General features: G+C 55.5%; 27 protein-coding genes. 9 read left to right on the forward strand and 18 right to left on the reverse strand.

Annotation, left to right across the window (positions count from 1 at the left end; genetic code table 11):
- Positions 1–321: 321 nt before the first annotated feature.
- The 5 genes from ACR0KG_RS08530 to ACR0KG_RS08550 all read left to right on the forward strand — a co-directional run bounded on the left by ACR0KG_RS08530 (position 322) and on the right by ACR0KG_RS08550 (position 5,395).
- A complete protein-coding gene (locus ACR0KG_RS08530) occupies positions 322–1,842 on the forward strand; it encodes a lipopolysaccharide biosynthesis protein (protein ID WP_480548239.1) in 1,521 nt (506 codons plus the stop codon).
- A gap of 67 nt (positions 1,843–1,909) precedes the next feature.
- Complete coding sequence (locus ACR0KG_RS08535) at positions 1,910–2,617, forward strand: sulfotransferase family protein (protein WP_480548237.1); 708 nt, start codon at positions 1,910–1,912, stop codon at positions 2,615–2,617.
- 58 nt (positions 2,618–2,675) lie between these two features.
- Positions 2,676–3,764, forward strand: a complete 1,089-nt coding sequence (locus ACR0KG_RS08540; RefSeq protein WP_480548235.1) for a glycosyltransferase — start codon at positions 2,676–2,678, stop codon at positions 3,762–3,764.
- 33 nt (positions 3,765–3,797) lie between these two features.
- A complete protein-coding gene (locus ACR0KG_RS08545) occupies positions 3,798–5,000 on the forward strand; it encodes a glycosyltransferase (RefSeq protein WP_480827018.1) in 1,203 nt (400 codons plus the stop codon).
- Positions 5,000–5,395 carry a sulfotransferase gene (locus ACR0KG_RS08550; RefSeq protein WP_480827019.1) on the forward strand — a complete coding sequence of 132 codons (396 nt, stop codon included), beginning with the start codon at positions 5,000–5,002 and terminating at the stop codon, positions 5,393–5,395. Before ACR0KG_RS08545 ends, ACR0KG_RS08550 begins: the two co-directional genes overlap by 1 nt.
- A gap of 127 nt (positions 5,396–5,522) precedes the next feature.
- On the opposite strand, the gene ACR0KG_RS08555 is transcribed toward ACR0KG_RS08550, so the two are convergent.
- Complete coding sequence (locus ACR0KG_RS08555) at positions 5,523–5,855, reverse strand: hypothetical protein (protein ID WP_480827020.1); 333 nt, start codon at positions 5,853–5,855, stop codon at positions 5,523–5,525.
- A 385-nt stretch (positions 5,856–6,240) separates the two neighbouring features.
- Here ACR0KG_RS08555 and ACR0KG_RS08560 point away from each other — a divergent pair, with 385 nt between their 5' ends.
- Positions 6,241–7,608, forward strand: a complete 1,368-nt coding sequence (locus ACR0KG_RS08560; RefSeq protein ID WP_480548229.1) for a dipeptidase — start codon at positions 6,241–6,243, stop codon at positions 7,606–7,608.
- A 20-nt stretch (positions 7,609–7,628) separates the two neighbouring features.
- On the opposite strand, the gene ACR0KG_RS08565 is transcribed toward ACR0KG_RS08560, so the two are convergent.
- Positions 7,629–8,456 carry a LysR family transcriptional regulator gene (locus tag ACR0KG_RS08565; protein ID WP_480827021.1) on the reverse strand — a complete coding sequence of 276 codons (828 nt, stop codon included), beginning with the start codon at positions 8,454–8,456 and terminating at the stop codon, positions 7,629–7,631.
- A gap of 81 nt (positions 8,457–8,537) precedes the next feature.
- Between ACR0KG_RS08565 and ACR0KG_RS08570 the strand changes: the two genes are divergently transcribed.
- Positions 8,538–9,524: an aldo/keto reductase gene (locus ACR0KG_RS08570; RefSeq protein WP_480827022.1), complete on the forward strand. Its 987-nt coding sequence runs from the start codon at positions 8,538–8,540 to the stop codon at positions 9,522–9,524.
- A gap of 81 nt (positions 9,525–9,605) precedes the next feature.
- Here ACR0KG_RS08570 and ACR0KG_RS08575 read toward each other — a convergent pair whose 3' ends face one another.
- The 7 genes from ACR0KG_RS08575 to ACR0KG_RS08605 all read right to left on the reverse strand — a co-directional run bounded on the left by ACR0KG_RS08575 (position 9,606) and on the right by ACR0KG_RS08605 (position 13,762).
- Positions 9,606–9,983: an AAC(3) family N-acetyltransferase gene (locus tag ACR0KG_RS08575; protein ID WP_480548223.1), complete on the reverse strand. Its 378-nt coding sequence runs from the start codon at positions 9,981–9,983 to the stop codon at positions 9,606–9,608.
- Between the two features lie 274 nt (positions 9,984–10,257).
- A complete protein-coding gene (locus tag ACR0KG_RS08580; protein WP_480827023.1) occupies positions 10,258–10,917 on the reverse strand; it encodes a DUF2461 domain-containing protein in 660 nt (219 codons plus the stop codon).
- Between the two features lie 12 nt (positions 10,918–10,929).
- Positions 10,930–11,274, reverse strand: coding sequence for a TfoX/Sxy family protein (locus ACR0KG_RS08585; protein ID WP_480827024.1), 345 nt, complete (start codon positions 11,272–11,274; stop codon positions 10,930–10,932).
- The gene (locus ACR0KG_RS08590; protein ID WP_480548217.1) at positions 11,274–11,672 is read right to left on the reverse strand and encodes an MAPEG family protein; all 399 of its coding nucleotides are present in this window, start codon (positions 11,670–11,672) and stop codon (positions 11,274–11,276) included. Before ACR0KG_RS08590 ends, ACR0KG_RS08585 begins: the two co-directional genes overlap by 1 nt.
- Before the next feature lie 24 nt (positions 11,673–11,696).
- Entirely contained in the window at positions 11,697–12,083 is a 387-nt protein-coding gene (locus ACR0KG_RS08595) for a VOC family protein (RefSeq protein WP_480543841.1), read from the reverse strand.
- A gap of 68 nt (positions 12,084–12,151) precedes the next feature.
- Complete coding sequence (locus ACR0KG_RS08600; protein WP_480827025.1) at positions 12,152–13,387, reverse strand: RNA polymerase sigma factor; 1,236 nt, start codon at positions 13,385–13,387, stop codon at positions 12,152–12,154.
- Positions 13,388–13,390: 3 nt separating this feature from the next.
- On the reverse strand, positions 13,391–13,762 hold the full coding sequence (locus ACR0KG_RS08605; RefSeq protein WP_480543843.1) for a YciI family protein: 372 nt from the start codon (positions 13,760–13,762) through the stop codon (positions 13,391–13,393).
- Between the two features lie 203 nt (positions 13,763–13,965).
- Here ACR0KG_RS08605 and ACR0KG_RS08610 point away from each other — a divergent pair, with 203 nt between their 5' ends.
- Complete coding sequence (locus ACR0KG_RS08610; protein WP_480544118.1) at positions 13,966–14,166, forward strand: TRAP transporter large permease subunit; 201 nt, start codon at positions 13,966–13,968, stop codon at positions 14,164–14,166.
- A gap of 489 nt (positions 14,167–14,655) precedes the next feature.
- Here the strand turns inward: ACR0KG_RS08610 and ACR0KG_RS08615 are convergent, their stop codons facing one another.
- From ACR0KG_RS08615 to ACR0KG_RS08645, 7 genes are all read right to left on the reverse strand, one after another.
- Positions 14,656–15,336: a class II aldolase/adducin family protein gene (locus ACR0KG_RS08615; protein WP_480543844.1), complete on the reverse strand. Its 681-nt coding sequence runs from the start codon at positions 15,334–15,336 to the stop codon at positions 14,656–14,658.
- Positions 15,329–16,756 (reverse strand): FGGY family carbohydrate kinase, encoded by a 1,428-nt coding sequence (locus ACR0KG_RS08620; protein ID WP_480827027.1) that lies wholly within the window; start codon positions 16,754–16,756, stop codon positions 15,329–15,331. Before ACR0KG_RS08620 ends, ACR0KG_RS08615 begins: the two co-directional genes overlap by 8 nt.
- Positions 16,757–16,817: 61 nt before the next feature.
- Positions 16,818–17,672: a sugar phosphate isomerase/epimerase family protein gene (locus ACR0KG_RS08625; protein ID WP_480827029.1), complete on the reverse strand. Its 855-nt coding sequence runs from the start codon at positions 17,670–17,672 to the stop codon at positions 16,818–16,820.
- Positions 17,669–18,661 carry an ABC transporter permease gene (locus tag ACR0KG_RS08630; RefSeq protein WP_480548207.1) on the reverse strand — a complete coding sequence of 331 codons (993 nt, stop codon included), beginning with the start codon at positions 18,659–18,661 and terminating at the stop codon, positions 17,669–17,671. The genes ACR0KG_RS08625 and ACR0KG_RS08630 overlap by 4 nt, the downstream gene beginning before the upstream one ends.
- Entirely contained in the window at positions 18,658–19,665 is a 1,008-nt protein-coding gene (locus ACR0KG_RS08635; RefSeq protein ID WP_480827030.1) for an ABC transporter permease, read from the reverse strand. The genes ACR0KG_RS08630 and ACR0KG_RS08635 overlap by 4 nt, the downstream gene beginning before the upstream one ends.
- Positions 19,658–21,163, reverse strand: coding sequence for a sugar ABC transporter ATP-binding protein (locus ACR0KG_RS08640; protein ID WP_480543850.1), 1,506 nt, complete (start codon positions 21,161–21,163; stop codon positions 19,658–19,660). Before ACR0KG_RS08640 ends, ACR0KG_RS08635 begins: the two co-directional genes overlap by 8 nt.
- Before the next feature lie 63 nt (positions 21,164–21,226).
- On the reverse strand, positions 21,227–22,213 hold the full coding sequence (locus ACR0KG_RS08645; protein ID WP_480548201.1) for a substrate-binding domain-containing protein: 987 nt from the start codon (positions 22,211–22,213) through the stop codon (positions 21,227–21,229).
- A 139-nt stretch (positions 22,214–22,352) separates the two neighbouring features.
- Here ACR0KG_RS08645 and ACR0KG_RS08650 point away from each other — a divergent pair, with 139 nt between their 5' ends.
- Positions 22,353–23,411 carry a LacI family DNA-binding transcriptional regulator gene (locus ACR0KG_RS08650; protein WP_480543852.1) on the forward strand — a complete coding sequence of 353 codons (1,059 nt, stop codon included), beginning with the start codon at positions 22,353–22,355 and terminating at the stop codon, positions 23,409–23,411.
- Positions 23,412–23,496: 85 nt separating this feature from the next.
- Here ACR0KG_RS08650 and ACR0KG_RS08655 read toward each other — a convergent pair whose 3' ends face one another.
- Together ACR0KG_RS08655 and ACR0KG_RS08660 are read right to left on the reverse strand one after the other, a co-directional pair.
- The gene (locus ACR0KG_RS08655) at positions 23,497–25,116 is read right to left on the reverse strand and encodes an FGGY-family carbohydrate kinase (RefSeq protein ID WP_480827031.1); all 1,620 of its coding nucleotides are present in this window, start codon (positions 25,114–25,116) and stop codon (positions 23,497–23,499) included.
- Positions 25,113–25,838 (reverse strand): SDR family oxidoreductase, encoded by a 726-nt coding sequence (locus tag ACR0KG_RS08660; RefSeq protein WP_480543854.1) that lies wholly within the window; start codon positions 25,836–25,838, stop codon positions 25,113–25,115. The genes ACR0KG_RS08655 and ACR0KG_RS08660 overlap by 4 nt, the downstream gene beginning before the upstream one ends.
- Positions 25,839–25,860 lie beyond the last annotated feature (22 nt).

Raw genomic sequence — 25,860 nt, forward strand, 5'->3', positions numbered from 1 at the left:
AGCTAGGCGCGCGCTTTGGCGATTGTCAAAGCCGGAGTCAACGGCAGGCGAAACAGAGCCGATGTCCGGGTTGAAATGAGCAGGAAACCGTCGATGTGCGGAATCTTACGGCAATAGTCGAATGCTGTGCCGGCTTAGGACGCAGATGTCCGCTTTAAATCTTTCGCGTTGGAAATAAGCGGGTTTGCCACTTTGTCGGGCACCCGTATGGCGGGAATTTGCTAAAAAGGATGCTGCAACTGCAAAGGATGGGCGAGTCACATCCGGCTGTGCTTAGGTCGCCCCAACGCACGATGTCGGATTGTCGGAAAGAACCTCGCAATGGCTCAACATGGACTTCATGAGGCAGTCGAAACTGTTGCTCATGACAGTTACAAAGGTACCGTTCTGCAGGGCAGCTTTTACACCGGGCTCAGCCAGGGTGTGACAGTCGGCTGTCAGATCGCTTCGGTCCTCATTCTGTCGCGCCTGCTGATGCCTGCCGACTTTGGCCGTATCGCGATGATTGGTCCGGTTGTCGCCTTCTTGTCGATGTTCAAGGAAATGGGTCTGCTGCAAGCCGTTATTCAGAAAAAGTCGCTGACATACGGTCAGCTCAATTCGCTGTTCTGGATCAATATGGGCGTGAGCGCTGTCCTGACGATTTTCCTGATCTTGATGGCACCGTTGATCGCACAATTCTACAATGAACCAGACCTGATCTGGCTGATCCGAGCGATGGCGCTTGGCATGATGCTGACCGCCATTGGGGCGCAGCATTTTGCGCTGCTGAACCGCCGAATGATGTTTGGGCGGATCGCGATAAACAGCGGAATGGTTGCGCTGGCCACCCTTGCAACATCGATCCTGTGGGCTCTTGGTTCGCCCTCACCCTGGGCTCTGGTCGCTGGTACTTTAGTGGGCGGGTTTGTCGGGTCTATGATGGTCTGGGTCTGGGTGGACTGGCGTCCCGCAAAACCCGGCCTTGCGCCGGGGACCGCCGACCTGTTGGGGTTTGGCGCCGGGATCACCGGCTTCAAGCTGGCGAATTTTCTGTCGCGCAATCTGGATAGTATTCTGATCGGTCGGGTCTGGGGCAGCGCGGCGCTTGGGTTTTATGACCGCGCCTACAAGCTGATACTGTTTCCGCTGAACCGGGTGGCTCAGCCTCTGTCGCAGGTCATGGTGCCTGTCCTTTCGCGTATGCAGGATGAGCCTGAGCGCTATGCCCGTGCATTTTTTCGTGTCTTTGGGTTGATGCAGCTCGCGATCCTGCCCGGCGTCGCCGCGATGACCGGTATGGCAGAGACGGCGGTTCCCTTTCTTTTAGGCGCGCAATGGGCCGACAGCGCGCCAATTTTTGCGGCTTTGGGAATCGCTGCTCTCGCTCAACCGCTCGCTAATCCAACGGGCTGGCTGTTTGTCAGTCAGGGGCGTACGACCGAGATGGCATTTTGGGGCCTCGCGTCAGCCGTGGTGACCTGTGGGTCCTTTCTGTGGGGTGTGCAATACGGTGTGAGGGAAGTTGCAGTGGCTTATGCCGCCGTCACGGTCCTGAAGCTGTTTCCGCTTTGGGCTCTTGTCAGCCGAAAAGGACCAATTGGTCGAGACAGCTTAGGCAAGCATATCTTGCCGGTTTTTTGCGCCGGGCTTGCCGCCTATGCAGTCGTTTGGGGCAGCCACCACGCGCTGCCCGATACTGCGTCGCTGAAACTGCTGATGGGGACTACGCTGAGCTATTTGGTTTTTGTGGTTGTTTTGACATTCAGCTCCTACGGGCGCGAGATTCTGGTCGAGGTGAAGCAGCTGCTCATTCAGGCGGCAAGAACCCTCCGTCGGCCCAGATCGGGAAAGCACGCCTGATGCGAATAGGAACTCCATATCTCGTCGAACAGCGTGCCACTCACCGTTGGATGGCGGGGGAACTGCGTTGACTTATCTAGAACAGATCGGAATCCGGATCAGCTGGCAGGTCGCGCCCGGTCTGATGATTGCGCGGTCTCATCCCAAACCTGATCCAAACCTTGATGACGTCTATATGAAACGCGGGCTGATTCTGATTCATATTCCCAAGAACGCGGGCACCTCGGTCGAGGATGCGATCTATGGCTATCACGTTCGTCATCGAACATGGCGCGAGGTTCAGGCGCTTTGTCCGCGCGCCTGGCAATCTCTTCCCAAGATCGCGATATTACGTGATCCGGTGGATCGGTTCCTATCGGCATTCGATTATCTCAAATCTGGCGGACGGAACGAGCAGGACAGACAATTCGGTGCGCGTATGATCGGGGATCGCTCAATTGACGCGTTCCTGAACCGGTTCTGCAATAACCTGTCGTTTCGGGCTACCTCCATGCGGTATTTTCACTTCCGCCCCCAAAGCGACTTCATCTCTGACGGTGATGTCGTCAAGGTAGATCATTTGATCCCGTTTCACAGGATAGCGCAGGGGCTGGAGAAATTTGCCGGTGTGGCCCCTAGTGCCCTTAAACATGCCAATAAAACAAACGGGCGGCGCTCGGAGCTGCCGCAATCAGCGGCCGATCATCTGCGCAGTATTTATGCGCAGGACGCCGCTCTGTTCACACAAACCTGCCAAATGTGGAAGGCGGAATCATGCCAAGAATCCTGCACATGAGTTTTCCTCAGACGTCACTGAGCCCGCTGTTTTCATACGAATCTGGAAGGTTTTGACAATGCGAATTCTGTTTGCCGGCGGGAATAGCTGGTTGCCCGAAGCCAGCGGCGGAACCCAGAACAGCACCGATCACCTGATCAGACAGAGTATAGCACAGGGCCACGATTGTGCAGTTTATTGCGGCTTTTCCGGGCGCGGGGTTTTTGGTTTTCGAATGCGCGTGCAACGCAAGATGACAGGCCGACCGTTCAGTATCGACCAAAGGCAAGGTTATGAGGTGATGCGTACGTGGGAGCCGACCGATCCGCATCGGATCGCCGCAGCTGCCCGGCATTTCCGGCCCGATGTCGTTGTGATCCAGACACGCCATTCGGCCCATCTGGGGCATGAGTTCGCAAAGATGGGCCTGCCCGTTGTGCTTTATCTACGAAATGTAGAATTCAATGAGAATGATGGCGATGTCAGCGCCATTCCGGGTGCTAGTTTCATCGCTAATTCTAACTTTACGGCCGGAGCATATCGCGACGCTTATGGTATCGACTGCACAGTTATCACCCCGACCATAAACTTTGAAGAATACAGCTGCGATTCGACAAAAGAGTTTGCGACACTGATCAACATCCACCCCAAGAAAGGATATGAGGTGGCTCGCGACATGGCGCGCGCATGTCCCGATATTCCTTTCTTGTTTGTCGAGGCCTGGACCTTGTGGGACGGGCTTTTCAAACAGATCATGGCTGAGATCGCCGAGTTACCGAATGTAACTTACATGAGCCGAACCTCGGATATGTCGAGGGTCTACGGCCGCACAAAGGTCCTGTTGGCCCCAAGCCAGTGGGAAGAAGCCTGGGGCCGCGTCGCGTCCGAGGCCCATTGTAGTGGTATCCCTGTTGTCGGCTCGGACAGTGGTGGGCTGGGTCAGGCTATTGGACCTGGCGGTATTGTCCTGCCCCATGATGCACCGACCGAAGACTGGGTCGCCGCGCTGCGCAAACTCTGGTTCGATGACATCGCTTATGCCGATCTGTCCGAAAAAGCGTTGGCCTACGCTCAACGGCCCGAGCTGAACTTCCATCGCCAGCATGACACTTTTATTTCGGTGCTCAAGCGCGCAGTGTCTGAGCAAGATGCCCGCGTTCCAGCCTGATATGCGGACTTCGATCACCCAAGGAAGCGGGCTATGAAGATCTGCTTTTGTGTCACCAGCTTTCCGGTTCTGTCGCAAACCTTTGTGACCTCGCAGGTGCTTCACGCCTTGCGGCAAGGGCACGAGGTGATTGTCGCGTGCAAGACGGTCGGCACGGACGTTGCTCTTTCAGAGGAACAGGAAAGCTTGCTAGGCTATGTGAAGACGATCATCTGGCCACGCGAACAGCCACGTATCCTTAAGGTTTTACCGAGTTCGTGGTCTCGCCGGATCGCCGCACAGCTGGACCGAGCTGCGTGGCGACGTCAGATCGATGCCGATGTTGTTGTTGCGCATTTCGGGTTTCGGGGGAGGGCGGTCGCTCGGGCACAACGTGGCTGGAAACATCGCCCCCCGCTTGTGACCGTTTTCCATGGTCGCGATGTCAGCGTTGAATACCAGCGTGATGCTTTGGCGGGCTATCGTGACCTTCTTGCCGAAGGAGATCTGCACGTCACCGTAAATGAGCAGTTTGCCCGGCAACTTGTGGAATGCGGCGCACCGTCAGATCATGTTGAAACCCGGCATCTCGGTATCCCGATCTCGGAATACGAATTTTGCTCTCCATCGTTCGGAACAACACTACGCTTTGTTAGCGTGTGTCGGCTGGTTGAGAAAAAGGGCTTAGAAACAGCAATCATGGCGCTGAAACTGCTGCGTCAGAGGCACCCTGAACTGGATTGGCGTTATGACATAGGCGGCGATGGCCCTCTAATGGAGCGACTGCGCGACCAGGTGGAAGATGCAGAGCTCGGGGATCGCATAGAATTTCTAGGCTCGTTGCCGCACATGGATGCGTTGCATCGGATAGCGGGTGCGGATGTTTTGTTTGTGCCAAGCCTGACGGCCAGGGATGGTGATCAGGAAGGCATCCCGGTCACACTGATGGAAGCAATGGCATTGGGGACACCGGTTTGCACCACGTACCATTCCGGGATCCCCGAGCTTGTGACCCACGGTGAAACCGGTTTGCTGGCGGATGAGCGCCATGCAGAAGGGTTCTACAAAAACATCGTCCTTCTCGCTCAAAACCCCGATCTGGCCAAAGCCCTTGCCAAGGCAGCACGGGAAAAGGTGGAGAGCGAGTTCAACGAGGACCAGCAGAACATCCAGTTCCTGGATCGCTGTCAGGCCTTGCTGAAACAAGCGCCGGCAATTGGACCTAGAAGCACCCGCACCCCCATCAAGCTGTCTTAATGCCTGAACGATTGGCCATTTTGGAGTCGATGACTTTGGAAACACCGGATTTCATTATCGGAGGGGCACCGAAATGTGGAACGACCTCATTGCATCAGGTGCTGGATCAGCACCCTGGTGTCTGGATGGCCAAAAACGAATTGTACTTTTTTGATGCCGATGATCCGATTGCGCATCGCGATTTCTTTCAGATGGACGGTGAGGATCTGGTCTGGCGTGATCCGAAGGCTCCGGCTTTGCGCGATTGGTATCACAGCCGGTTCTCAGAAGCCCCTGACGGCTGTCTTATAGGCGAGGACACGACCACATATCTGATGTCTGATGTCGCTGCCTTTCGTATCGGGGCGGCGGACCCCGCGGTAACGGCCCGGGTTCTTCTTCCATACATCGTTTGATATCAGATGCTTGTCGAGATCACGGTGATCACGACTGTGAGAGATACTGGCCGACCCGTTGCACAGGCTTCGTTTGATCAGCAACACGGTTGCCGCCGTCCAGGAACGGTGTGACGCCACCCAATCCTCATCTGCTGCGAACCCCAGCCACGCGCGTCCTAAGACGTTCCTCTGACCGAGAGGTGAGTTCTTTATTGGTTGCAACGTCAAGAACGGCGAACACCTCGGCCAATGGGTGGTTGGCTGACAGATTAGGTTCCAGATCAGCAGCAACAGCGAGAAGCCGCGACAGATCATTGATGTCAACGCAGAGCTCCCACTGGGTCGCCATTTCGCGTGCGAACGGCCAACGTTCCGAGCGGAAAGGCTTGATCAAAGCCACAATACTTGCACGAAGCTCATCACCCGTTAGATCCTCGTTCTGAACCAACCCATAAATCTCGGTAACCAGTGCCTGCAAAGGTGATACCTGCCGCGCGGCAGTTCGGATCACCAGTCACGGACACGCCGGACAATATCACTGACAAGGTGATTATAAAGTTCGATCGCGCCGTTGGTCAGAACCCCAGTGCCGGCCTCGCGAAACCCGGTCAGCTCAACAGCCAGTTTGCGATGTCGAAGTTTTTATCGCTCGCATGGTCTCTGTTAGCGTTCAATTCATTGCGCCAGGCCAACTTCATTGCCTGTGACCTAACTACCTCAGAACCTAGTTGCAAAAGTAGTTCTGGGCCGAACTAACATCGCTCAAGCATGTAGGGTTGTTAAAAGTATTAGGTTGTCTTCCGCAGGCTTGCGGGCCACGTCCAGTTTCGTAAGTTAGGCGCCAGCATCAGAGAGGGCATGGAATGAGCTGGACCGAATATCTCGACACACACCAATCGCGCTTTGTTGAAGAGCTGTGCGACTTCATTCGTATTCCATCGGTTTCAGCCAAACCCGAAAACGCGGGCGATGTTCGAAAGGCCGGGCAGTGGGTGGTTGATCGGTTGGTTGCGGCGGGAATGGAAAACGTTCAGATGATGGAGACTGCCGGTCATCCGGTGGTCTGTGCCGATTGGCTGCATGCCGGGCCTGATGTGCCTACGATTCTGATCTATGGCCATTTTGACGTGCAACCAGCCGAACCATTTGAGCTCTGGTCTTCGCCTCCGTTCGAGCCGACGATCCGCGGAGATCGGATTTATGGGCGTGGGGCGACCGACGACAAAGGTGCCATGTTCATCCCGATCCTTGCGGCTGAGGCTTTGCTGGCGGAAACCGGGAAACTGCCAGTCAATGTGCGGTTTTTCTTTGAGGGCCAGGAAGAGATCGGATCGCCCGACCTTCCGCCCTTTATCGAGGCAAATCTCGACCGGCTTCAGGCTGATATGATCTTTTCTGCCGATGGTAGTCAGTGGGATACCGAGACGCCGCAACTGGTCCTTGGTCTGAAAGGGCTCACTTCGCTTGAGATCTCGGTTCAGGGCGCGAAATCCGATTTGCATTCCGGTATGCATGGCGGCGGTGTCGCAAACCCGGCGATGGCGCTGGCCCAGTTGCTTGCCAGTATGAAATCGACCGATGGTCGCATCACGGTGGATGGTTTCTACGACGATGTCGTCGAGCTGACAGATGAAGACCGCGCGGCAATTGCGCGGGTTCCCTGGGACGAGGCGGCCTATCTGGTCCAGACCGGAGCGCCAGCAACCTTGGGTGAGCCGGGATATTCAACACGTGAAAATCTGTGGGCGCGTCCGACGCTTGAGGTCAACGGGTTGACCAGTGGTTGGCAAGGGGAAGGCACAAAGACCGTTTTGCCTGCGGTCGCTTCGGCCAAGATCACGTGTCGCTTGGTCGCCAATCAGAACCCCGAAAAGATCTTTGATCTGATCTCGGCCCATGTTGAGGCTCATTGCCCGCCGGGTGTCACTGCTGAGGTATCGCGCAACCCTGGGCGCGCGGACCCGTTCCTTGTACCGGCAGGACACAACGCAACCGCAATCGCGGGACAGGTTCTCGAAGAGGTTTACGGCAAACCGGCGTACAAAACCCGCGTTGGTGGCTCGATCCCTGTCATGTCGACCTTGCTGGATGAGTTGGGTCTGCATGCGGTCATGTTTGCCTTTGGACATGAGGATGAAAACCAACACGCCCCGGACGAGTTCTTCCGTCTGCCAACCTTCAGACGTGGCCAAACGGCTTACGCCCGGTTGATGGAACGGTTGGGCGAATAGTGCTAACAGCCAACATCGGTTCAACCGTTTTCACACGCTTCCGACATCACTGCATAGGTGCGATCTATGACATGCCGCACCTCAGCAAGAAACCGATCTTCATGATGCGTGACGAGCCATTGATCATGTTCCAGATCGTCGATCAAAGGTGACACTGGTATCAGGCCCGGCTGTGTGTTTCCAATGAAAGTTGGCAGAACCGCTCTGGCAAGACCTGCATTTGCAAGCTCAAGCGCATTCTGTGGCGCCGTAACTTCGATGGCGTCGTCCTCTTGCGAATGTTCTCTCACCCATCTGGCCGAGGGTGTTTTGGACATGACGCGCACCCAGGTCGAAATGCCTTCTTCCGCAGCATAGACCGCAAACCGAACCCGCCCGATCTTGCGACCGGCCAAGCCGATCTCTTCTGGCCGGTGGTTTCGAATGCCGATCGCGGCTTCCCGGTGTCCGATGTTCAATAGGTCTTCTGACGAGATGAAACGCAGCCGGACTGGCATTGATCCCTTAAGTCTTGCGAGAGCGCCAATCAAAATTCTTGTTACCCAGGTCCCGGCCGAAATTTTGACCAACGGTGGTGCAGTAGCAAGTCTGCTTTCCGTGACAGGTAGGACACGCGCTTCGATGCTTTCGACTTTTTTCAACAGCGCTTGTCCGTCCTCAGTCAGATCATACCCTCGCGGATTACGGTGAAACAGCTCGCTTCCGAGGTTGCGCTCAAGCTCAATCATGCGCCGACCCAAGGTGGGTGCGCTCTTGCCGGTCTGTTCAGCTGCTGGCCCAAGCCCGCCCGCTCTGGCAACCGCAAGGAAAAGCCGCAGGTTGTCCCAGTCAAAGTCACTTTCATCCATGAAATAAAGGTTACATTTTGTGTTGTTGATGAAAAGGCTGTGATGGCGTTTTTTCTGAAGGATCAGCTAGGAGATCCGCAGATGAACTTTCTCGAAACCGAAATCTCACCCCTTGGCATGGGGTGCTGGCCGATTGGTGGCAAAATGTACTGTGGCGAGCAGTCGTTGGGTTACACCCGATCGGACGACGGTGCCTCCATTCGTACGATCCACGCGGCACTGGACGGTGGGATCACACTTTTTGACACTGCCGCCGCCTATGGCGCTGGGCATTCGGAACGTTTGTTGGGCAAAGCGCTAAAGCATCGACCCGACGCCCTGATTGTCACAAAGATCGGGGTTGGGATCGATGAAGCGAGCAGACAGATTTCATTTGACCCCTTCACCCCGGATCAGGTTGGCCCTGCTCTAGATGGGTGCCTGTCGCGGCTGGAACGGGATCGAATCGATCTCTTGCTGTTGCATGTGAACGATATGCCAATTGACGAGGCCGAGGCGGTGTTTGACGAACTGGATCGGCTAAAAGAGGCCGGAAAACTACGTGCCTACGGTTGGAGCACTGACTATTCCCAAAACGCTCGAGCAGCCTCGTCGAGGGATGGTTTCAAGGCGGTTGAATACGTGATGAACGTCTTCTTCGATGCGCCTCGCATGCAACAGGTTGTCCAAGAGGAAGGATTGTTGTCCCTTATCCGCTCACCCCTTGCGATGGGGCTGCTTACAGGGAAATACAATCGGAATACCATTATGGCGTCTGATGATGTGCGCGCATCCGGCGAAAGCTGGATGGAGTACTATACGGATGGCAGGGTAAATCCAGATTTCATGCGAAAACTCGATGCGGTTCGCGATTTACTGACCACAAATGGCAGAACGCTTGTGCAGGGGGCTCTCGGGTGGATATGGGGCCAATCTGAAACATACATACCGATCCCAGGCGCACGGACAGAAGAACAAATTGAGGGTATTTCAGCAGCACTGACCTTCGGTGCTTTGCCGGATGAAGTAATGATCGAAATTGAAAGCTTGATTGCGCGCAACACCAACGAACCAGACCGCCCTAGGTAGTATTCAGAACAGTATCAAAACTGTGTGCTTGCCGCGAATGTCGACAACGCGGGCTGCTGACGCTGCATCTCCGTTTTCTGTTCAAGGTCTGCTATGGGCCGTCCTTGCACGACCAACCGCAGCGACGCACGCTTCGCACGTATTTAGGCCAACCGCAGCATTTGGCACTCTGGGTTCAAAGCAGCGCTTGGATGCACCGCCGTTCTGAATGTCTCCGCAATAACACCCATGTCTGATGTCGGTGATTTCGTACGTCGGCCCAAGTACTGAATCCTCGAATTGAGCGATCTCATCTGGCGCCAATGCAGACTGGTCTATTTCAACCGGAAAGTATGCGTCTCCGGAAAAGCTAGGCATTCCTACCAGACCTGTTTCACCGACAGCTCTGACAAGCGCTTCAATGACTGTTCTTGGTCCACTAACAACTGGGCCAACCGCTTTCATTGATCCGTGTACCAAGATTCCGTTACCTTATTGAACGTCAAGTGAAAAGAGATCACCGACGAGGCTCTCTAGTGTGTGAAATTTTGCATCCATGCTGTTGACTAAAACCAATTCTGGGAATGAAATCGGTAACTTTGGGCTCACCGCCGACCTCAGAGCCAGTGTAGCATTGTCAGCAAGGGACCGTCGCGCGCTGCAGTAATCGGCCCTTCCCTGCCGTTCATCCAACCAGAGCCAAGTTGCGGTGTGCTCGTCAAATCCGCCATTTGCTGCGTTCGCGATAGTGGGGTCACTTGATCCGGGAAAGCAGTTGAAACACCGGCATTAGTTCAGCCAGCTTGGTTGCTGTTCGTTCCGTTAGGTTTGGTTCGTGGGCAAAGTTAGAAGACATGGCATCCATCCAAACCGCAAAGCCTTTGCGCCGCAACGCTTCCTCATAAGGATGATTTTTGTCAAAACCAGGCGGGATGCGCTTCAACTCCGGGTCACCGACCCGGAAACCCTGTTTTCGCATCTCTATGGTGGTCTGGGTCAACTCTGCGCCCAGAGGGCCCGCCATCGCATCGCGGAAAACGCCCAAAGCCCCTTTTTCGTACTGGAACACCCCACAACCGAGCGATAGCCTTTCTGGGGAAAAGCCAAAGAACCACATTGGCGGCTGAACCGCCTGTCCTGTCGGTAGGAACGCAAGGTGCAGATGCGCGTTATAGGGTGTCTTGTCTTTGGAAAACCGAACATCGCGATGAATCCGAAAGATTTTGCTGCTATGATCCTGCCCGGTCAAGTCGCGTAGCGCCAACTCCATATCTTCGGCGAAAAGCTTGCTGGGTGCTTTAATGTGAGTCTCATACGTCGCCTTGTTCGCTGCAAACCAGTCCTTGGTATTGTTGGCCTTCAGTTCTTGCAGGAAGCCTACTGCCTCGGCAGCAAAACAATCGAATTGGGCCATAAGATCCTCCGTTCAGTCTTTCTTGGGCAACACCGCGGCATGTTCGAGGCAGAAGTGCAGCCACCGTTGCAAGACTGCGTCATCGCAATCTGATGCGTCAACGCGAACAAAACCGCCCAGCTTGCGGATGCCATGAATCACAGCGCGGGCCGTGGGGTCTTGCAATGCCGTGGGCTCGTTCACCTTTCCCACCCTGAACATGAACCGACCCACGCCATCCTGATGTCTGCGCGCACCACAAAGCATGTTGCCGTTCAAGAAGAAGCACGTACCACCCATCATTCGTTTTTCGGAAATGCCCACATGCGCGGCCCGAGCGTCTCGCATGCGGGCGTTGAGTGTTTCATCCACGGGCATCAGATGCCGGTCCAAAGCTGCCAGAGGATTGCCAGCGCAAGCACCAGCATTGCCATAGTGGTGAGCGCTGCGCCAATCGCGCGCCCCTTGCCATTCACCGAAGTGCTGAGGCTGAAATAGTGGATAAGACGGGCAAGCAGCAACACGCCACCGCAGGTAGCGACCAGCCAGGGTGCAGTTCCCGCAATCTCAGCCCCTGCAAGAGCCAGCAGCGCAAGCGGCACGTATTCGATGAAGTTTCCATGCGCCCGCATCAGCCGCAGGAGGCTTTCATCTTCACCGTGAAGCAAAGAAATTCCCGTCTTGGTGCGACGTACACCAACGGCAATCGCCATCGGAATGCTCATCAAAACAAACACTGCCGTAACGGCCAGCGCGATCTGCGGAAACTGTTCCATGTGATGCCTCCTCTTTGATCGCGCTTAAGACGCCATGCTCTCATATGTGATGAGCGCAAACCGAGCCCCTTGCGGGTCAGTCAGAGTGGCCATGCGGCCGACCCCCGGCATATCCATCGCCGGCTGAACAACTACGGCCCCTTTGGCCTCAGCCTTGGCGACACTGGCCTCCACGTCGGCAACCGTAAAAAAGATCGTCCAACTGCCGTGATCTTCCGGCATCGGGGAAAATCCGCCAATCGCGGTTTCTTCCACGACGGCGGCGGAATAGCTTGACCCATCCTGCATGGGCATGTCGTTGATCGTCCAGCCTAGCACCTCTTGATAGAAGGCCTTGGCTTTGCCCTGGTCGGGACCGGAATGTCCGATCCAACCGGAATTCCCGACAGTGGTCATCTCAAGAATACTCATGTGCTTCTCCCTTGGTTGCGCCCGCCAAATACGGGTCTGATCCAAGGACGCACAACGCACCGCGATCCCTACACGCTGCGTAAACTTTCTTCGCTGATTGCAATTTTCTCTGCAATTGCATCACGTTCGAGAGCCGTAGGGCCAAGTGCAATAACGGTTTCAAACGCAGAAATCGCCGCGCGGTGATCACCCGTTTCCTGCAACAAGCCACCGCGCATTGCGTGGAACCAGCGATACGCAGACAAATCCTGTTTCAGAGGCTCCATCGCTTTCAGCGCGTAATGCGGGCCATGCAGCCTGGCCTGCGCTGCAATCTGGTTAAGTCGGACGACAGGCGTTGGTTGCAATGCGTAAAGCGCAGCGTAGTGACTTTCAATCAATGACCAGTCGGTGTCATCAACCGAGGCCGAATGGGCATGGGTCGCTGCGATTGCAGTCTGAATGATATAGACACCATGATGTCCTATCCGCTGGGCCTTTTGCAAAAGACCCGTCGCTTCGGCGATGTTCGCGCGATCCCAAAGACTGCGATCCTGATCATCCAATGCGACAAGCTTGCCTTCTGGATCAATGCGCGCATGTCGCCGCGCGTGTTGAAACAGCAATAGTGCCAGCAAGGCGGCCTGTTCCCCCATCGCCGGAAACAGTGCCGCAAGCAGACGTGCCAAACGGATCGCCTCTTCACACAAGGTAAGCTTGATTTGCGTTGGACCGGCCGAGGTTGACCATCCTTCATTGAACATCAAGTAAACCATCAGAGAGACCTCACCCAATCGCGCACCCCGTTCTGCTGGGCTGGGTGTTTCGAAAGCAACCGGGTTGCTCGCGATCTTTTTTTTGGCTCGGGTAATCCGCTGTTCCATGGTCTTGGGCTTGATTAGAAAACCGCTCGCGATTTCATCGACGCTCAACCCCAGGACGACCCGCAAGGCAATGGCTATCTGATCTCGATGTTCCAGTTCGGGATGGCAGCAGATGAACAGAAGCCGCAAAACATCGTCGCGCAATTCGTCCGGGTCTGGGGTTTCGGCAGGCATCGGCTGAAACTCCTCACCGTGGCGCGACAGGATTGCCGCGCGGCGCTGCGATTTGCGCAAATCATCAAGACCCGCGTTGCGCGCCGTCGTCAGCAACCACGCCAACGGGTCACGAGGTGCTCCGTCTTTGGGCCAAACCGTCAGAGCTTTTAGGCAGGCGTCGGCAAATGCTTCTTCCGCCATATCGATATCCCGAAACAAACGGGTCAGGGCTGCAAGCGCACGCGGTCGGTGCAGAGTGAAAGTGGCCTCGAGCCAGTCCGACATGTCCTATTCCGACGAGATCACACCGCCAGCCCAGGCCACTGGTCGCACCTCAAGCCTTGCTACAGGGGATGAGATCATTTTTGCGTATTCCAACGCCTCATCAAGGTCTTTGAATTCGGCAGCATAAAACCCGAGGAAGTTCTCCTTGGTCTCGGCAAATGGGCCGTCGGTGATCAATGGCGCTGTGCCTTCGGTTGGAGCGGGCTCGACCATCACGGCAGAGGTCGGCGGCATCAACTTCATCGATACGAACTCCCCGCGCTCAGATAGCGCCGTTTGCAACGCGCCGTGGCCTGACATCACTTCGTTCTGGCGATCTTTAGGCAGCGCTTCGAACACGCCCGGCTCCCCATAAATCGTGATTGCGTATATCATTTTCGCCTCCATGCTTCATTCGCATGGTGCAAGGACGCGGGAGGATATGCAAATCCGACAACTGATCCACAATACGAGATCGCAAGATGGCCACTTAGAACACCGGGACGCTAATCGAATGCTAGGCGGGTTTCGTGACCGCAGAAACAGCCGCATTCCGGATGGACAACGATGGCCTCAGGATATGATTTGAAATTCTAGCACTGGTCGTTGTGGAGCTAGGGTTGATCACGCCACCCGTTGGACTCAATGTTTTCATCATCTCATCCCTGACGCGCGACACACCTATGTCGACAGTCTTTCGTGGTGTGATACCCTTCCTCGGAGCCGAGATCATTCGCGTTGGTCTGATCCTGATGATCCCGGCGGTAGCGCTGGCTGTGCCAAACCTTATTGGAGGCTAAATACTCGTCGCTTACCTCGAAGGTAGTCGCGAATTGGCGTACGTATGCCACATAAACTGCTAAATGAAAACAAGACGATCGCCCCCAAGAATCGGGCGTGCTCAAAACGAATGTGTGACGCTTTCACATTGCCAATGCTGGACATTCTAACATTGCTTCTTCAAGCCGATGACTTTTGCGCACGCGGCCCAATTGTATGTGCCAGCTGCTGTTGGCAATTGCTTTCTCGCATGTTCTCGGAAGTCGCTCATATGTATGCGGCCTGTTGATCGGCACGCGGGCAGTGGCGTTGTTGGGTTCTACTCAGTGCCGCCCAAGCAGGTCGAACAGAACCCCAATGGGCGCGCCGCTTTTAAGCCACGGACAGGCTGACCTGGTATCGATATCTTTGGTGCCGATGGTTTTCTTACATACGCAGGCTGAGAAAGCCTCCTGCACGTCAAAAAGAAAGTCCTTCTGACAAGAGCTCTACAATGAGCTCCGCAAACACTAGCCGCGGGGTAGTGCGATGTCGTTGCTGCCTTCAGGCTCTGGTCCAAGGCCATAGTCCATTCGGTGCATCTGATCGATCACACGTGACATTTCTTCATTCGACAAAACCGGCGGTTCCCCAAGCGGTAGCGCCTGCACATAAAGTCGCGACAAAGTCTCGACCTCTGTCGCCAACCAAAGAGCCTTGTCCAGTGTCTTGCCGATCGCGATCTGCCCGTGTTGAGCCAACAGACACGCTGTTCTGCCTTTGAGCACCGCCAGCACCGCCTCAGATAGCTCCTGCGTCCCAAATGTAGCATATTCGGCACAGGGGATGGTCGTTCCGCCAGCCACTCCGACCATATAGTGGAAAGCCGGGATCTGGCGGTGATGGCAGGCAAGCGTCGTTGCGTAAACCGAATGGCAATGCAACACGACATCGATATCCGGACGGGCTTTCAGAATATCGCGATGGAAACGCCATTCAGATGATGGCCTGCGCCCGACATAGGTGCCTTCGAAATCCATTTCTACCAAATCGTCGGGGATCATCTTGTCATAGGGCAAAGACGACGGTGTTATCAGGAACCCATCCTCGAAACGGACCGACAGATTTCCGGCCGTGCCCTGATTGATCCCCGTGGAGTTCATTTTCAGACATGTCTCAACCATACGCTCGCGTAGATCTTGTTCAGTCATAAGATTGGCCTCCTTGTCGATTTGCGGCCTCGCACCATTGCGTCGCGTATTCCGTCAGACCCGGCAGTACAATAGGTACGACCGGTTCAAGCGTCAGAGGCGTCGATGGGCTACCCGACGCCCTGCATGCAAGTTGCAACGCACCTGCGACAACACCATGAGTTTCATGCGACGCTTCTGTGCGAAGGCCCGGACGCAAGGCCGCGACGATTTGCGCGTACATTGGGTCCTTCAGAAACGTGCCATCCAAGATGAGCGTTGAGCCTCCGTTCAAGACATCAGTGCAGGTGACTGTCAGCAATGCCGAATGCAGAACCGCAAGCGCCGCGCGCTCAGCTTGGTTTTCGGGAGAAGCGCCAACAATATAACCTCGTCTGGCTGAGCCGGGAAACTGCCCGTCATTGTCACCAAAACTCGGCATGGCCATCGTACCCCGTGCGATCAGACGCGCCACGACCTTTTGCTCGGCAACTTCATTGATTGTATCTGCTCCGGCAATGGCCGAAAACTCTCGCCCACCCATCGTCAGTGCCCCACCGATCGGGTTGCCATCCATATCTGCGTTAATCGTGGTGCCACGTGACTGATCAAGTTTTCCGGTTTCAACGTCACGCGACAAAGCGACAACCCAGGTTCCGGTAGAAACCAGTGTAAAATCCTTAACCTGCGCGGCCAGATAGCGAAAAAAGTTGGCCGTTGAGTCATGTGCTCCTGTCAACACCACCATGTCCTGAGGTAAGTCAAATCGCTGCACAAGGTCCTCGCGTACCGGTCCGAGAGGGTTCCAGGCCGCCTTGAATTCTGGCATAAGTGTTTCCCAACCTTGCTCCAGAACAATCGGCGTCCACCGTCGCTGCGGTACATTCCACAGATGCGACTGCGCCCCCATTGCCGAGTATTCAGAGGCCGCGACTCCGGTCAGCCACCAACCCCAGAATTGCGCGATGTTCAAAAAGTGCCTTGCCTTGCCAAACTGTACCGGGTTTTTGCGTTCCATCCAAAGCAACTGACGCGCCGCATGCGTGGATGCCATCATCACCGGGCTACCGCGATCCTCGAACGTTCCCGCTTTTTTGCGATATTCTGCATCAATGTCAGCAGGGCATGCCTGCTCATAATCGATCATCGGCAAGGCTTGTCCCGCACCGGCGCCGTCTGGGTCCGAGCCCACAAGTACCCCGCCTGACCCATGCCCGACCGGAATAATCGTCCGGATTGGATGCCGCTTGCAAAGCTCTGCAAGCGTTGTGATCAGCCAGATCGAAGTGCCTTCCAGGTCATGGTATCGCCAGGTCTGACCGTCCAGAACCGTGTTGGGGGTCGACCGACTCTCAAGCAAAGTGCCGTCTTTGCTGGCAACCCAAAGCTCGATGTTGGTTTTGCCAACATCGATAACAGCGATATCACCTTTTCCAGTCAAACGCTTGGCACGTCAGCTTTTACACCGCCCCTATCATCCCCAATTGAACCGGCTGCCGCACTCATATGAGGCGGTACTGGGCCGCTTTGTTCCTGAGGAACGGCAACCCCTTGTCCATAACGTCTTCGAATGAAGGGGCAACAGGCCGCCACACAGCAAGACCGTACCCAATCTGAGGGGGCATGTTGATGAAACTTTCCATCGCAAGCCCCCCCTTGAAGCCGATCGCGGCCAGCGTGGAGTAGATTTCGTCCCAGTCACAGGTCCCCTCGCCTGGTGTGCCACGGTCGCTTTCCGACAAATGAATGTAACGCAAGTGATCTCGTGCATCGAGGATACCGTTGCCCGCGCCCTTTTCTTCGATATTCATGTGATACGTATCGAGATGGATGAAGATGTTGTCGGCTCCGACCTTTTCGATCATGTCGACCGCCTGCCAACCTGTATTGATCAAATGGTTCTCGTAGCGATTTACCGGCTCGATACCAAAGGCGATCCCAAGGGTCTTGGCATGTTTCGCGGCCCCCTCCAAAGCCCGAGCAATATTATCGTATTCCGCCTGCGTGGGTGGGACGCCTGTGCGTTCACCGATGCCGCCATATGTGACGCCGGAAAGGGCCTCGGCACCCATCTTACTGGCCATGTTCATAGCGTCGACAAGGTGCTCGATTGCGCCATCTGGATTGACTGACGCCCAGTTTTTTTCAGGCAGTCCGAGCGAGCAGACTGCTCGCATTTCGTGTTTTTCGAGCAAGTCGCGCGTGTGAGTCGCATCCACAACGCCGGTGTCCAGCAAGGCAATTTCTATGAAATCCATCTGGTAGGCCGCCGCAGCGGGTATCGTCCGCTCGGCCCCATCACGATCCCAATGCATGGTCCACATGCTGGTATGTACGCCGAAACCTTCCATGATCATGTCCCTCTTCGTCGTTTGTCTCGCCACCGTTCACCAACCCAGCGCAGCGCCATCACGCCAATCAGAAACAACCCCCAGACAGCGGTCGACAAATGCTGGTTGGCACCGATCAGGTTCAGACCCGATGAAAGTGCTTGCAGGATAGTCAAGGCCAGAACCACCGGTAGAACACGCCCAAACCCGCCAAATGGATCGATACCGCCCAGGAAACAAGCCAGCACTGTCACCAGCAGTAGGGCCTCGCCATGGCCAACTCGGACAGAATTGAAACGCGCCGCCATCAAAATCCCGGCAACGGCGCATATCACGCCCGAAATCGCGTAGATCAAGACAAGTGTCCGGCGCGTATGCAGGCCGGAATATTCAGACGCCTGGATATTCGAACCGATCATGTAGACCGAGAACCCGTGTCGTGATCGTCTTAGCATGATATGCCAAATGAGCGCGGCCACCAGAAAGACTATCATCGGAACTGGAACGCCCATAACGCTGCCGTGGCCCAGTACGTTCATGTACTCTGGAAATCCCGATATGTCCCCTCCACGCGTCAGGAACTCACCCAACCCTCGCAGGAAGATCATCATGGCAAGCGATACCAGAATGGGATGTGCACCGACATAAGCCACGACGACGCCCATGACAGCGCCCGAAGCAGCACCCGCCAGTAATGCAAGCACCACACCTAGCACAAAAGCCCCCAGTCCGGCATCAGGCCCCCCGAATTGTATCAAAACCCAAGCAAGTGCGAGACCCGAAATGTTGGCTTGAAAGATGATGGCAAGGTTCAGCCCACCCGAAAGAATCGGAACAAGCATTGCCAGTGTCAGCAACCCCAAGACCGGCATCTGAAACGCCATCGAGCGCAGGTTGGCACCGGTCAGGAACAAAGGGGTCGCAAAGGAAAACGCCAGAAAGACCAGGCCAAGAAAGACAAGTAATGGCAGGGTTTCCGCACCAACTGCCGTGTTGAGTTTGTCACGCAAGCTCATGTTGTGCCCACCTTTGCGACAGCTGTAGCGCCGCGTGGGAGCCGCCCAAAACTCAGGTTTGATGATGAGATGGCCAGCAGGATCGCCGCGCCGATGATCATTTGGAATGCAAAGGGCGAGATTCCAAGAAGGTTCAAACCGTTCTGCGTGATCGCAACAAACATCACCCCAAGGATGCATCCAAGAACAGTGCCTCGCCCACCACCAAGTCGAGCCCCACCGAGGACCACCGCAGCCAGCACGTCCAGTTCCCGACCGTATAGCGCATTTGGAACAACCTCTTGGGCAATGTTCACCTGCATCAGCCCCCCTATGCCGGCCATCATCCCGCACCAACCAAAGGCGACAATTTGCATCTGCCAGATATTCACGCCCGCACGCATTGCTCCCTCGGGGTTGTCGCCAAAGGCATAAAGCTGGCGGCCCAGAGTGGTCAGACGGATGAGGCCCCAAGTCGCGACGACGCAGACGATCATGACGGCAACTGAAAGATTCAGTTCCGACCAGGTTCCATCCGAGGCTTGTCGTTCAAAAATGAAAATACGATCAGTCCACCAATCTGGCAGGTTGTAGATGTTTCGACCTTTCGTGAAGAACATCAGCAACCCAAAGAACGCGTTGAAGGTGGCAATGGTGATAACAATAGAAATCACCCGAAACCCGTGGATCAAAAGAGCATTGATCATTCCAAGACCGATCCCAAGCAGACCCGCGACCAAAAACCCCACCGCCCAGTTTCCGCCCCCTATGCCCATGAAAACCTGCGCGGCCACATACTGAACGACCGAAGCCGCGACCGCGAAAGAAATATCGATGCCGCCAGCAATCAGGACGGCCAGAAGGCCCACCGCCCAGATCAGGTTCACCGCGTTATTGTTCAGCAACGACGTGATGTTGCCCAATGTCAGGAACGTGTCCGTACCAAGCGACAAACCAAGGACCATCAACAGCAGCACAACGCTGAGGCGCGCCTCGACGGGATAAGTACGAAACAAGTCACGCATAGATACGTGCCTCAAGTTCGGGAACGCTGGTCGCCCGTGGATCGTACTCGCCCACAATACGCCCATCCGCCATATGCAGCACACGGTCCGCATTGAACATCGCTTCGGTCACCTCGTCCGAAATCAAAAGGATCGCCAGCCCTTCTTCGGCCAAATGCCTAACGATGCGAAAGATGCCCGCACGAGCCCCGACATCCACACCCACGGTTGGGCTGTCGAGGATCAACAGCCGCGGCTCGGTTGCCAGCCATTTTGCCAGTACAACCCTTTGCTGGTTGCCGCCTGACAGCGTCGAGACAGCATCCTTAGGCTGCCCAATCTTGACTGCAAGTTCATTGATCCAGTGACAAACAAGATCGGCTTGGCGTTTGGCGGATAACAATCCGATCCCATTGAGAATGCGATCAAGCACTGAAATAGACGTGTTATCCGCGATTGATTGCGGCTGAATAAGCCCCAGGGACAGTCTGTCTTCCGACACATAAGCGACACCGCGCGCGATAGAGTCGCGGATCGAGGCAAATCGAACAGACGACCCTTCCATCCGGATTTCACCCGCATCGGGTGGTTTCATACCAATTAGTGCAAGGGCCAGTTCCGTGCGGCCGGCTCCGATCAAGCCCGTCAAACCCAGAACTTCACCACGCCGGATGGTAAGGGAAACATCGTAGAACTCTTCGTGCCGACTTAACCCAACGGTTTCCAGAACCGGTTCCGCCTGAGAACGGTCCTGAGCGCTGACCGTGTTCTCCAAAAGCGCCCCGGTCATAAGCTCGCCAAGACGGGATTGCGTCATACCCTCGGTCGGATAGACGCCGACAAGCTTGCCATCGCGCAGGACTGTGACCCGCTCTGAAATGTCGATCACTTCTGCCAATCGGTGGCTGACGAAGACGACAGCAATACCTTGTGAGGACAGCGTGCGAACGACCTCTAGCAATGAATCCGTTTCGCTTTGGGTTAGCGACGCCGTCGGCTCATCCATAAACACCAGACGTGCGTCGCCCATTAACGCCCGCGCAATCGCAACGATCTGACGTTGCGCAATTGGCAAATCACCCAGTCGTGTATCCAGGTTCAACGGCACCTTCAGGCGATCAAGCACTGCCTGTACGCGGGTCTTATAGCGACGTCCGAACGTCAGGCGCGGCACCAGTCCAACCATCTCATCAAAAGCAATGTTTTCCGCGACGGTCATATGCGGAAATAGCGCAAGATCCTGCCAAATAACCGCGATCCCCAACGCTCGGGCTTTTGTCGGGGAAATCGTGTCAACTGGCTGACCAAACAGTTGCAATTCCGCGCCAGGGTCAGCTGTATACACACCAGTAACAAGCTTGATCAGTGTGGACTTGCCACAACCGTTTTCTCCGGCAAGGCAATGCACCTCTCCCGAACGCACTTCGAAATCAACGGATTGCAGCGCCTTTACGCCACCGAAGGTTTTCGAGACGTTTCGAAGCCTCAGCGCCGGGGCTTTGTCTGGATCAGTTTTCATGTGTGTTCTTAGTCTGAATGGAGATCCGCGATGCGCGGAGCTCCAAATCAACATTAAATCGTATCAGAGCCCCTTGGCAGCCAGCTCGTCAACAGTGCTCTTGTTAATCTCCAAGAGGTTATCGGTGATGATGTTGCGGGTTGCGGCATCCGGACTGACAACACCCAATCCCTCGATCTCGGTTCCTTCCGAGATTTCTTCGCCGTTCACCAGCATGTCGCCTAAAGTGACAAACACGCGGCCCGCCTCAGCTGGGTTCCACATGAACCCGCCAGAAATGACATCTTCTTTCAGCAGCTTCTGGCCCTGACCGGGTGAGAATGGCCCAAGCACATGGACCTTGCCGCCCAAGCGACGTTCCTCGATCGCGCGCCCTGCCCCGATCGGACCTTGGCTGCCAAACGCAAGGAAGCCACGCAAATCAGGATTGGCTGCGATCAAGTCAAGTGCGGTCGAACGGCTGTCATCAACACTTTCTGCAACGCCATAACGATCACCCACCGGCTGCAACTTGTCGGAGCAGTTCTCAGCCAGCCAGGCGATGCCAGCATCCGCCCAAGCGTTGTGAAGCGGTACAGTCAGTGAACCCACATAAACGGCATAGGTACCCGGCTCTTCGGTTTTCTCACAAAGAAGCTTGGCATGCGCTTCACCGAATCCATCTGCAGAAGCCAGTTCGAAGTTCCAATCCACGTTGTTCAAACCGGGCCCTTCGTGCGCGATCACTTTGATCCCGGCGTCCATGGCCTTCTGCAACACGGGTTCAAGCGCCGCCTCATCGTTGGGCACCACGCCGATGACATCCACACCCTTCGCAATGAGATCTTCAATCGCACGAACCTGAAGGGCCGGGTCGGCTGAGGTCGGTCCGATCATCTCGGCGCTGACACCCAGCTCACCGGCACGTTCCTTGATTCCTTCTTCCATAGCGTTGAACCAAGGGATCCCTCCAATTTTGACGACGATTCCCATAGTAGTCTCAGCAGCGACATTGGTTGCACCAAGAGCAAAAGCGCAGACTGAGGCTGCGAGTATCGGTCTAAGTTTCATAGTTTCCTCCCAGGTTGGCCAGCGCCGAAAAGACAGCGCACAGCAGAAATCAAACTGCACCATCGGTTGTTCTTTGTTGCGCAATCGATGGTGCAAAGGCTATATGGAACACACTAATCTTGTCAAAGGGGAATCTTCGGTGTCGACAACCGAGACTAAGAAACAGGTCACGATTTACGACATCGCCGACCGGGCTGGCACCTCGGCCAGTACTGTTGGTGCTGTTCTGAACGGCTCATGGCGCAATCGACGCATCAGTGAAAAGCGCGCCAAGACGATTCAGCAAATCGCAAACGAAATGGGCTATGCACCCAATATGCAGGCCCGCGCCCTTCGCAGCGTCAGGTCAAGCATGATTGGCATGATTATTCCGATGTACGACAACCGTTACTTCGGCGCGATCGCCGAACGTTTCGAAATGGCGGCCCGTGCCAGAGGGCTTTTGCCCATGACCTCTTGCACACATCGTGAACCAGAGCTGGAACTTGCGACGGTCAAGCAGATGCTGTCGTACAATGTAGACCGGATCGTCTGTGCCGGTGCCTCTGACCCCGATACCATCGCCCGGATTTGCAAGGCGCAGGGCGTTCCAACGATCAACCTTGATCTGCCCGGTACAGTAGCGACTTCCATCATTTCCGACAACTACACAGGCGCATATAGATTGACTGCAGCCCTGATAAAACATGCGCAAGCAAAAGGTCGGGATTGGCAGAACGAGTTTCTGTTCCTGGGCGGCCGCCCGACCGATCACAACACAAGCGAAAGAATACGCGGTTTCCGTGATGCGGTCTCGGACGCAGGGGCTAGACCTTTGGACGAGAACATACTGGCCTGCGGCTACGCAGCCGCCAAGTCTAAGGCCGCATTTGCCGCAAAGTTGAAAGAAACGGGCCGAATGCCGACTGCGATGTTCGTAAACTCGACGATATCGTTGGAGGGTGTATTTGATTGGTTGGCGCAGAATGACAGGGCCGCACTAGACACAATTCTGTTTGGAAGCTTTGATTGGGATCCGTTTGCTCAGTATATGGCGCAGAATCTGTTCTCCGTTCGACAGGATGTCTCGGCGATGGTGGACACGATGTTCAGGATTATTGATGGTGAACCACCCCATGAGCCTGAAATCATCCAGATTGCGCCAATTGTCATATCTGACAAAACAGGCTGCGACACCGCCTCCTCGTCACAGATTTAGCGAATAGTTCCCAGTTCGCCGTTTGGGCTCAAATGCTGTGCCGAAGAAGTTCAAAACTATTTCCGGAACGCGATGTACGTAGCCCTTAAGGTGCTGCCAATTCCTGACGTAGACGCCGTTCAACGTCTTGCAGACCCTTAAAAGCCTCGTAACGGGCATCATGTAGTTGTGCGGTCACGCCAGATTTTGGTGAGAACCGCTCCTTTTCTGACGACATCCTCGCCATTGCCTCCTCAAGAGACGTTTCTGGCTGGCTTGCCACAGCACCTAGCATGGCTGCACCCAACAGAACCGGCTCAGGTGAGGTTGTCGATAGAACAGGAGCGCCGCTAGCATCTGCCAAAAGTTGCTTGATCGTGGCGCTTTCCCCTGCCCCACCACTAATCGCGACGGTCGAAGGATGAACACCATGTGCGGCTTGCGCCTCCATAATCTGGCGCATCCCATAACCTACCCCAAGTACTGCAGCGACATAGGTTGCAATGAGGTCATCGCTATCATTTGCCAGCGTTAGGCCAGAAACGATTCCGGTTGCGTCCGGGTCGGCATAAGGTGCCCGGTTGCCCAGAAAATCCGGGACAATTATCCGGGACCCTGCCAGTCGGACCGCATCGCTTGCATCTGACACGCGCCGTTCGACCTCGCGCAGAAGAAACGATTGCAGTGACATCCCCTTTGCTTGCGCGAGGGAGGTTGCGTCGCTGCTTGATGGATGGCTCGTGATTAGGTGCGCGATCGCTTCCCCGGCCGTGGATTGCCCCCCTTCTGACAACCACATTCCCGGCACCATGGCCGAATAGTATGGCCCCCACACACCCGGAACCTTGTGCGCAGTCTTTGAAGTCGACATCGTGCAGGCGGACGTTCCGAATACATAGGCCATCGTCGACTCGGGTCCTGTTTCGGGATTAGCGCCTACGGTGCCGATACCCCCGGCATGAGCATCAATCAAACCTGCGCCAACGGGTGTACCTTCAAGCAACCCCATGCTCGATGCGGCTTGAGCGGTCAATCCCTGTGCCAGAGGTGTCCCGGGGGCCACGATCTTCTGCCCGATACGGGCATACTCCTCAGATGGCAATTCTGACAGACCAATCTGGTTGAAATAACTGTCATCCCACCGACGTTCATGTGCCAGGTAAGTCCATTTACATGTCACCGTACAAGCGGAGCGATCCAGTGACCCAGTTGCGGCCCATGTCAAATAATCCGGCAGGTCAAAGAATTGGCCGGCGTTGCGGAAGGAGTCCGGCATATTCTCTTTAATCCACAGCAGCTTGGGCGTCTGCATCTCAGGAGAAATCCGCCCGCCAACATAGTCCAAAACGGGGTGGCCCAGTCCATTGATACGCTCGGCCTGATCCTTGGCCCGGTGGTCCATCCAAACGATTACGTTGCGCTCGGCCTTACCCGAGGCGCTGATGCTCAGCGGTTGCATGGTTTGGTCCAGGACGACCATTGAACACGCCGCATCGAAACCAACACCTTTGACCTGCGAGGCCTCGATTCCACTCTCCTCAACCGCGCCTCGAACACAGGCACACACAGCCTGCCAGATGTCTGTCGAAGACTGCTCGGCTATATCGCCGGTGTCGCGCCACATTTGAATGTCTTGCTTTCGGCTGGCAAACAATGTGCCGTTGCTGTCGAAAACACCCGCCCTGGCACTGCCGGTCCCAACGTCTACGCCTACGAAACAGCTCATAGGTCCACCGCGTTTGGCAGGATGACAAGATCCCGGATCGTGACATTCGCGGGGCGGCTGAGCATGAAAACCACGCAATCGGCCACTTCTTTGGGTTGCATCAGACTCCCCTCGGCCAATGCTTGTTCCATTTTTTCCTTCGGCCAGTCATCCAGCAAAGCGGTCACTACAGGACCCGGCAAAACAGCGCCAACCCGCACACCATGCTTGGCAACCTGCCGTCTGACAGAGTGGGTGAAGGCCTGCACCGCATGTTTTGAGGCTGTATAGATGGGCTCCCACACGACGGGAATGACACCTGCGATGGAACTGGTCATGATGATATCACCCGACCCCTGTTTGGCCAGATATGGCAAAACCGCCTGCACCGAGCGAAACGCCGCATTTATGTTGAGGTTCAAAACACGATCCCACGCATCCGGATCGCCTTCCAGAACGTCCCCACCAATGTAAGCGCCAGCATTGGCGTGGAACGCGTCCAGACGCCCCGCTTTTCCGAGGATTTCTGGCAGCATCTGGTCCACGCTGTCAGGACTCGCAACGTCTGTAACGATTGAAAAAGCGTCGTCCCCCAAGTCATCGCAAACTGTCTTTAGTGCCGCTTCGTTCCGATCGACCAAAGCAACCGTGGCCCCTGCCGCGATACACTCTTTGGCACAAGCCAGCCCAATCCCCGACGCAGCGCCCGTTATCGCGATCACCTTGCCCGCCAGATCAACCATTCAGTTGCCTCCTCTACATCAA

The sequence above is a fragment of the Ruegeria sp. H4 genome (assembly GCF_056533065.1).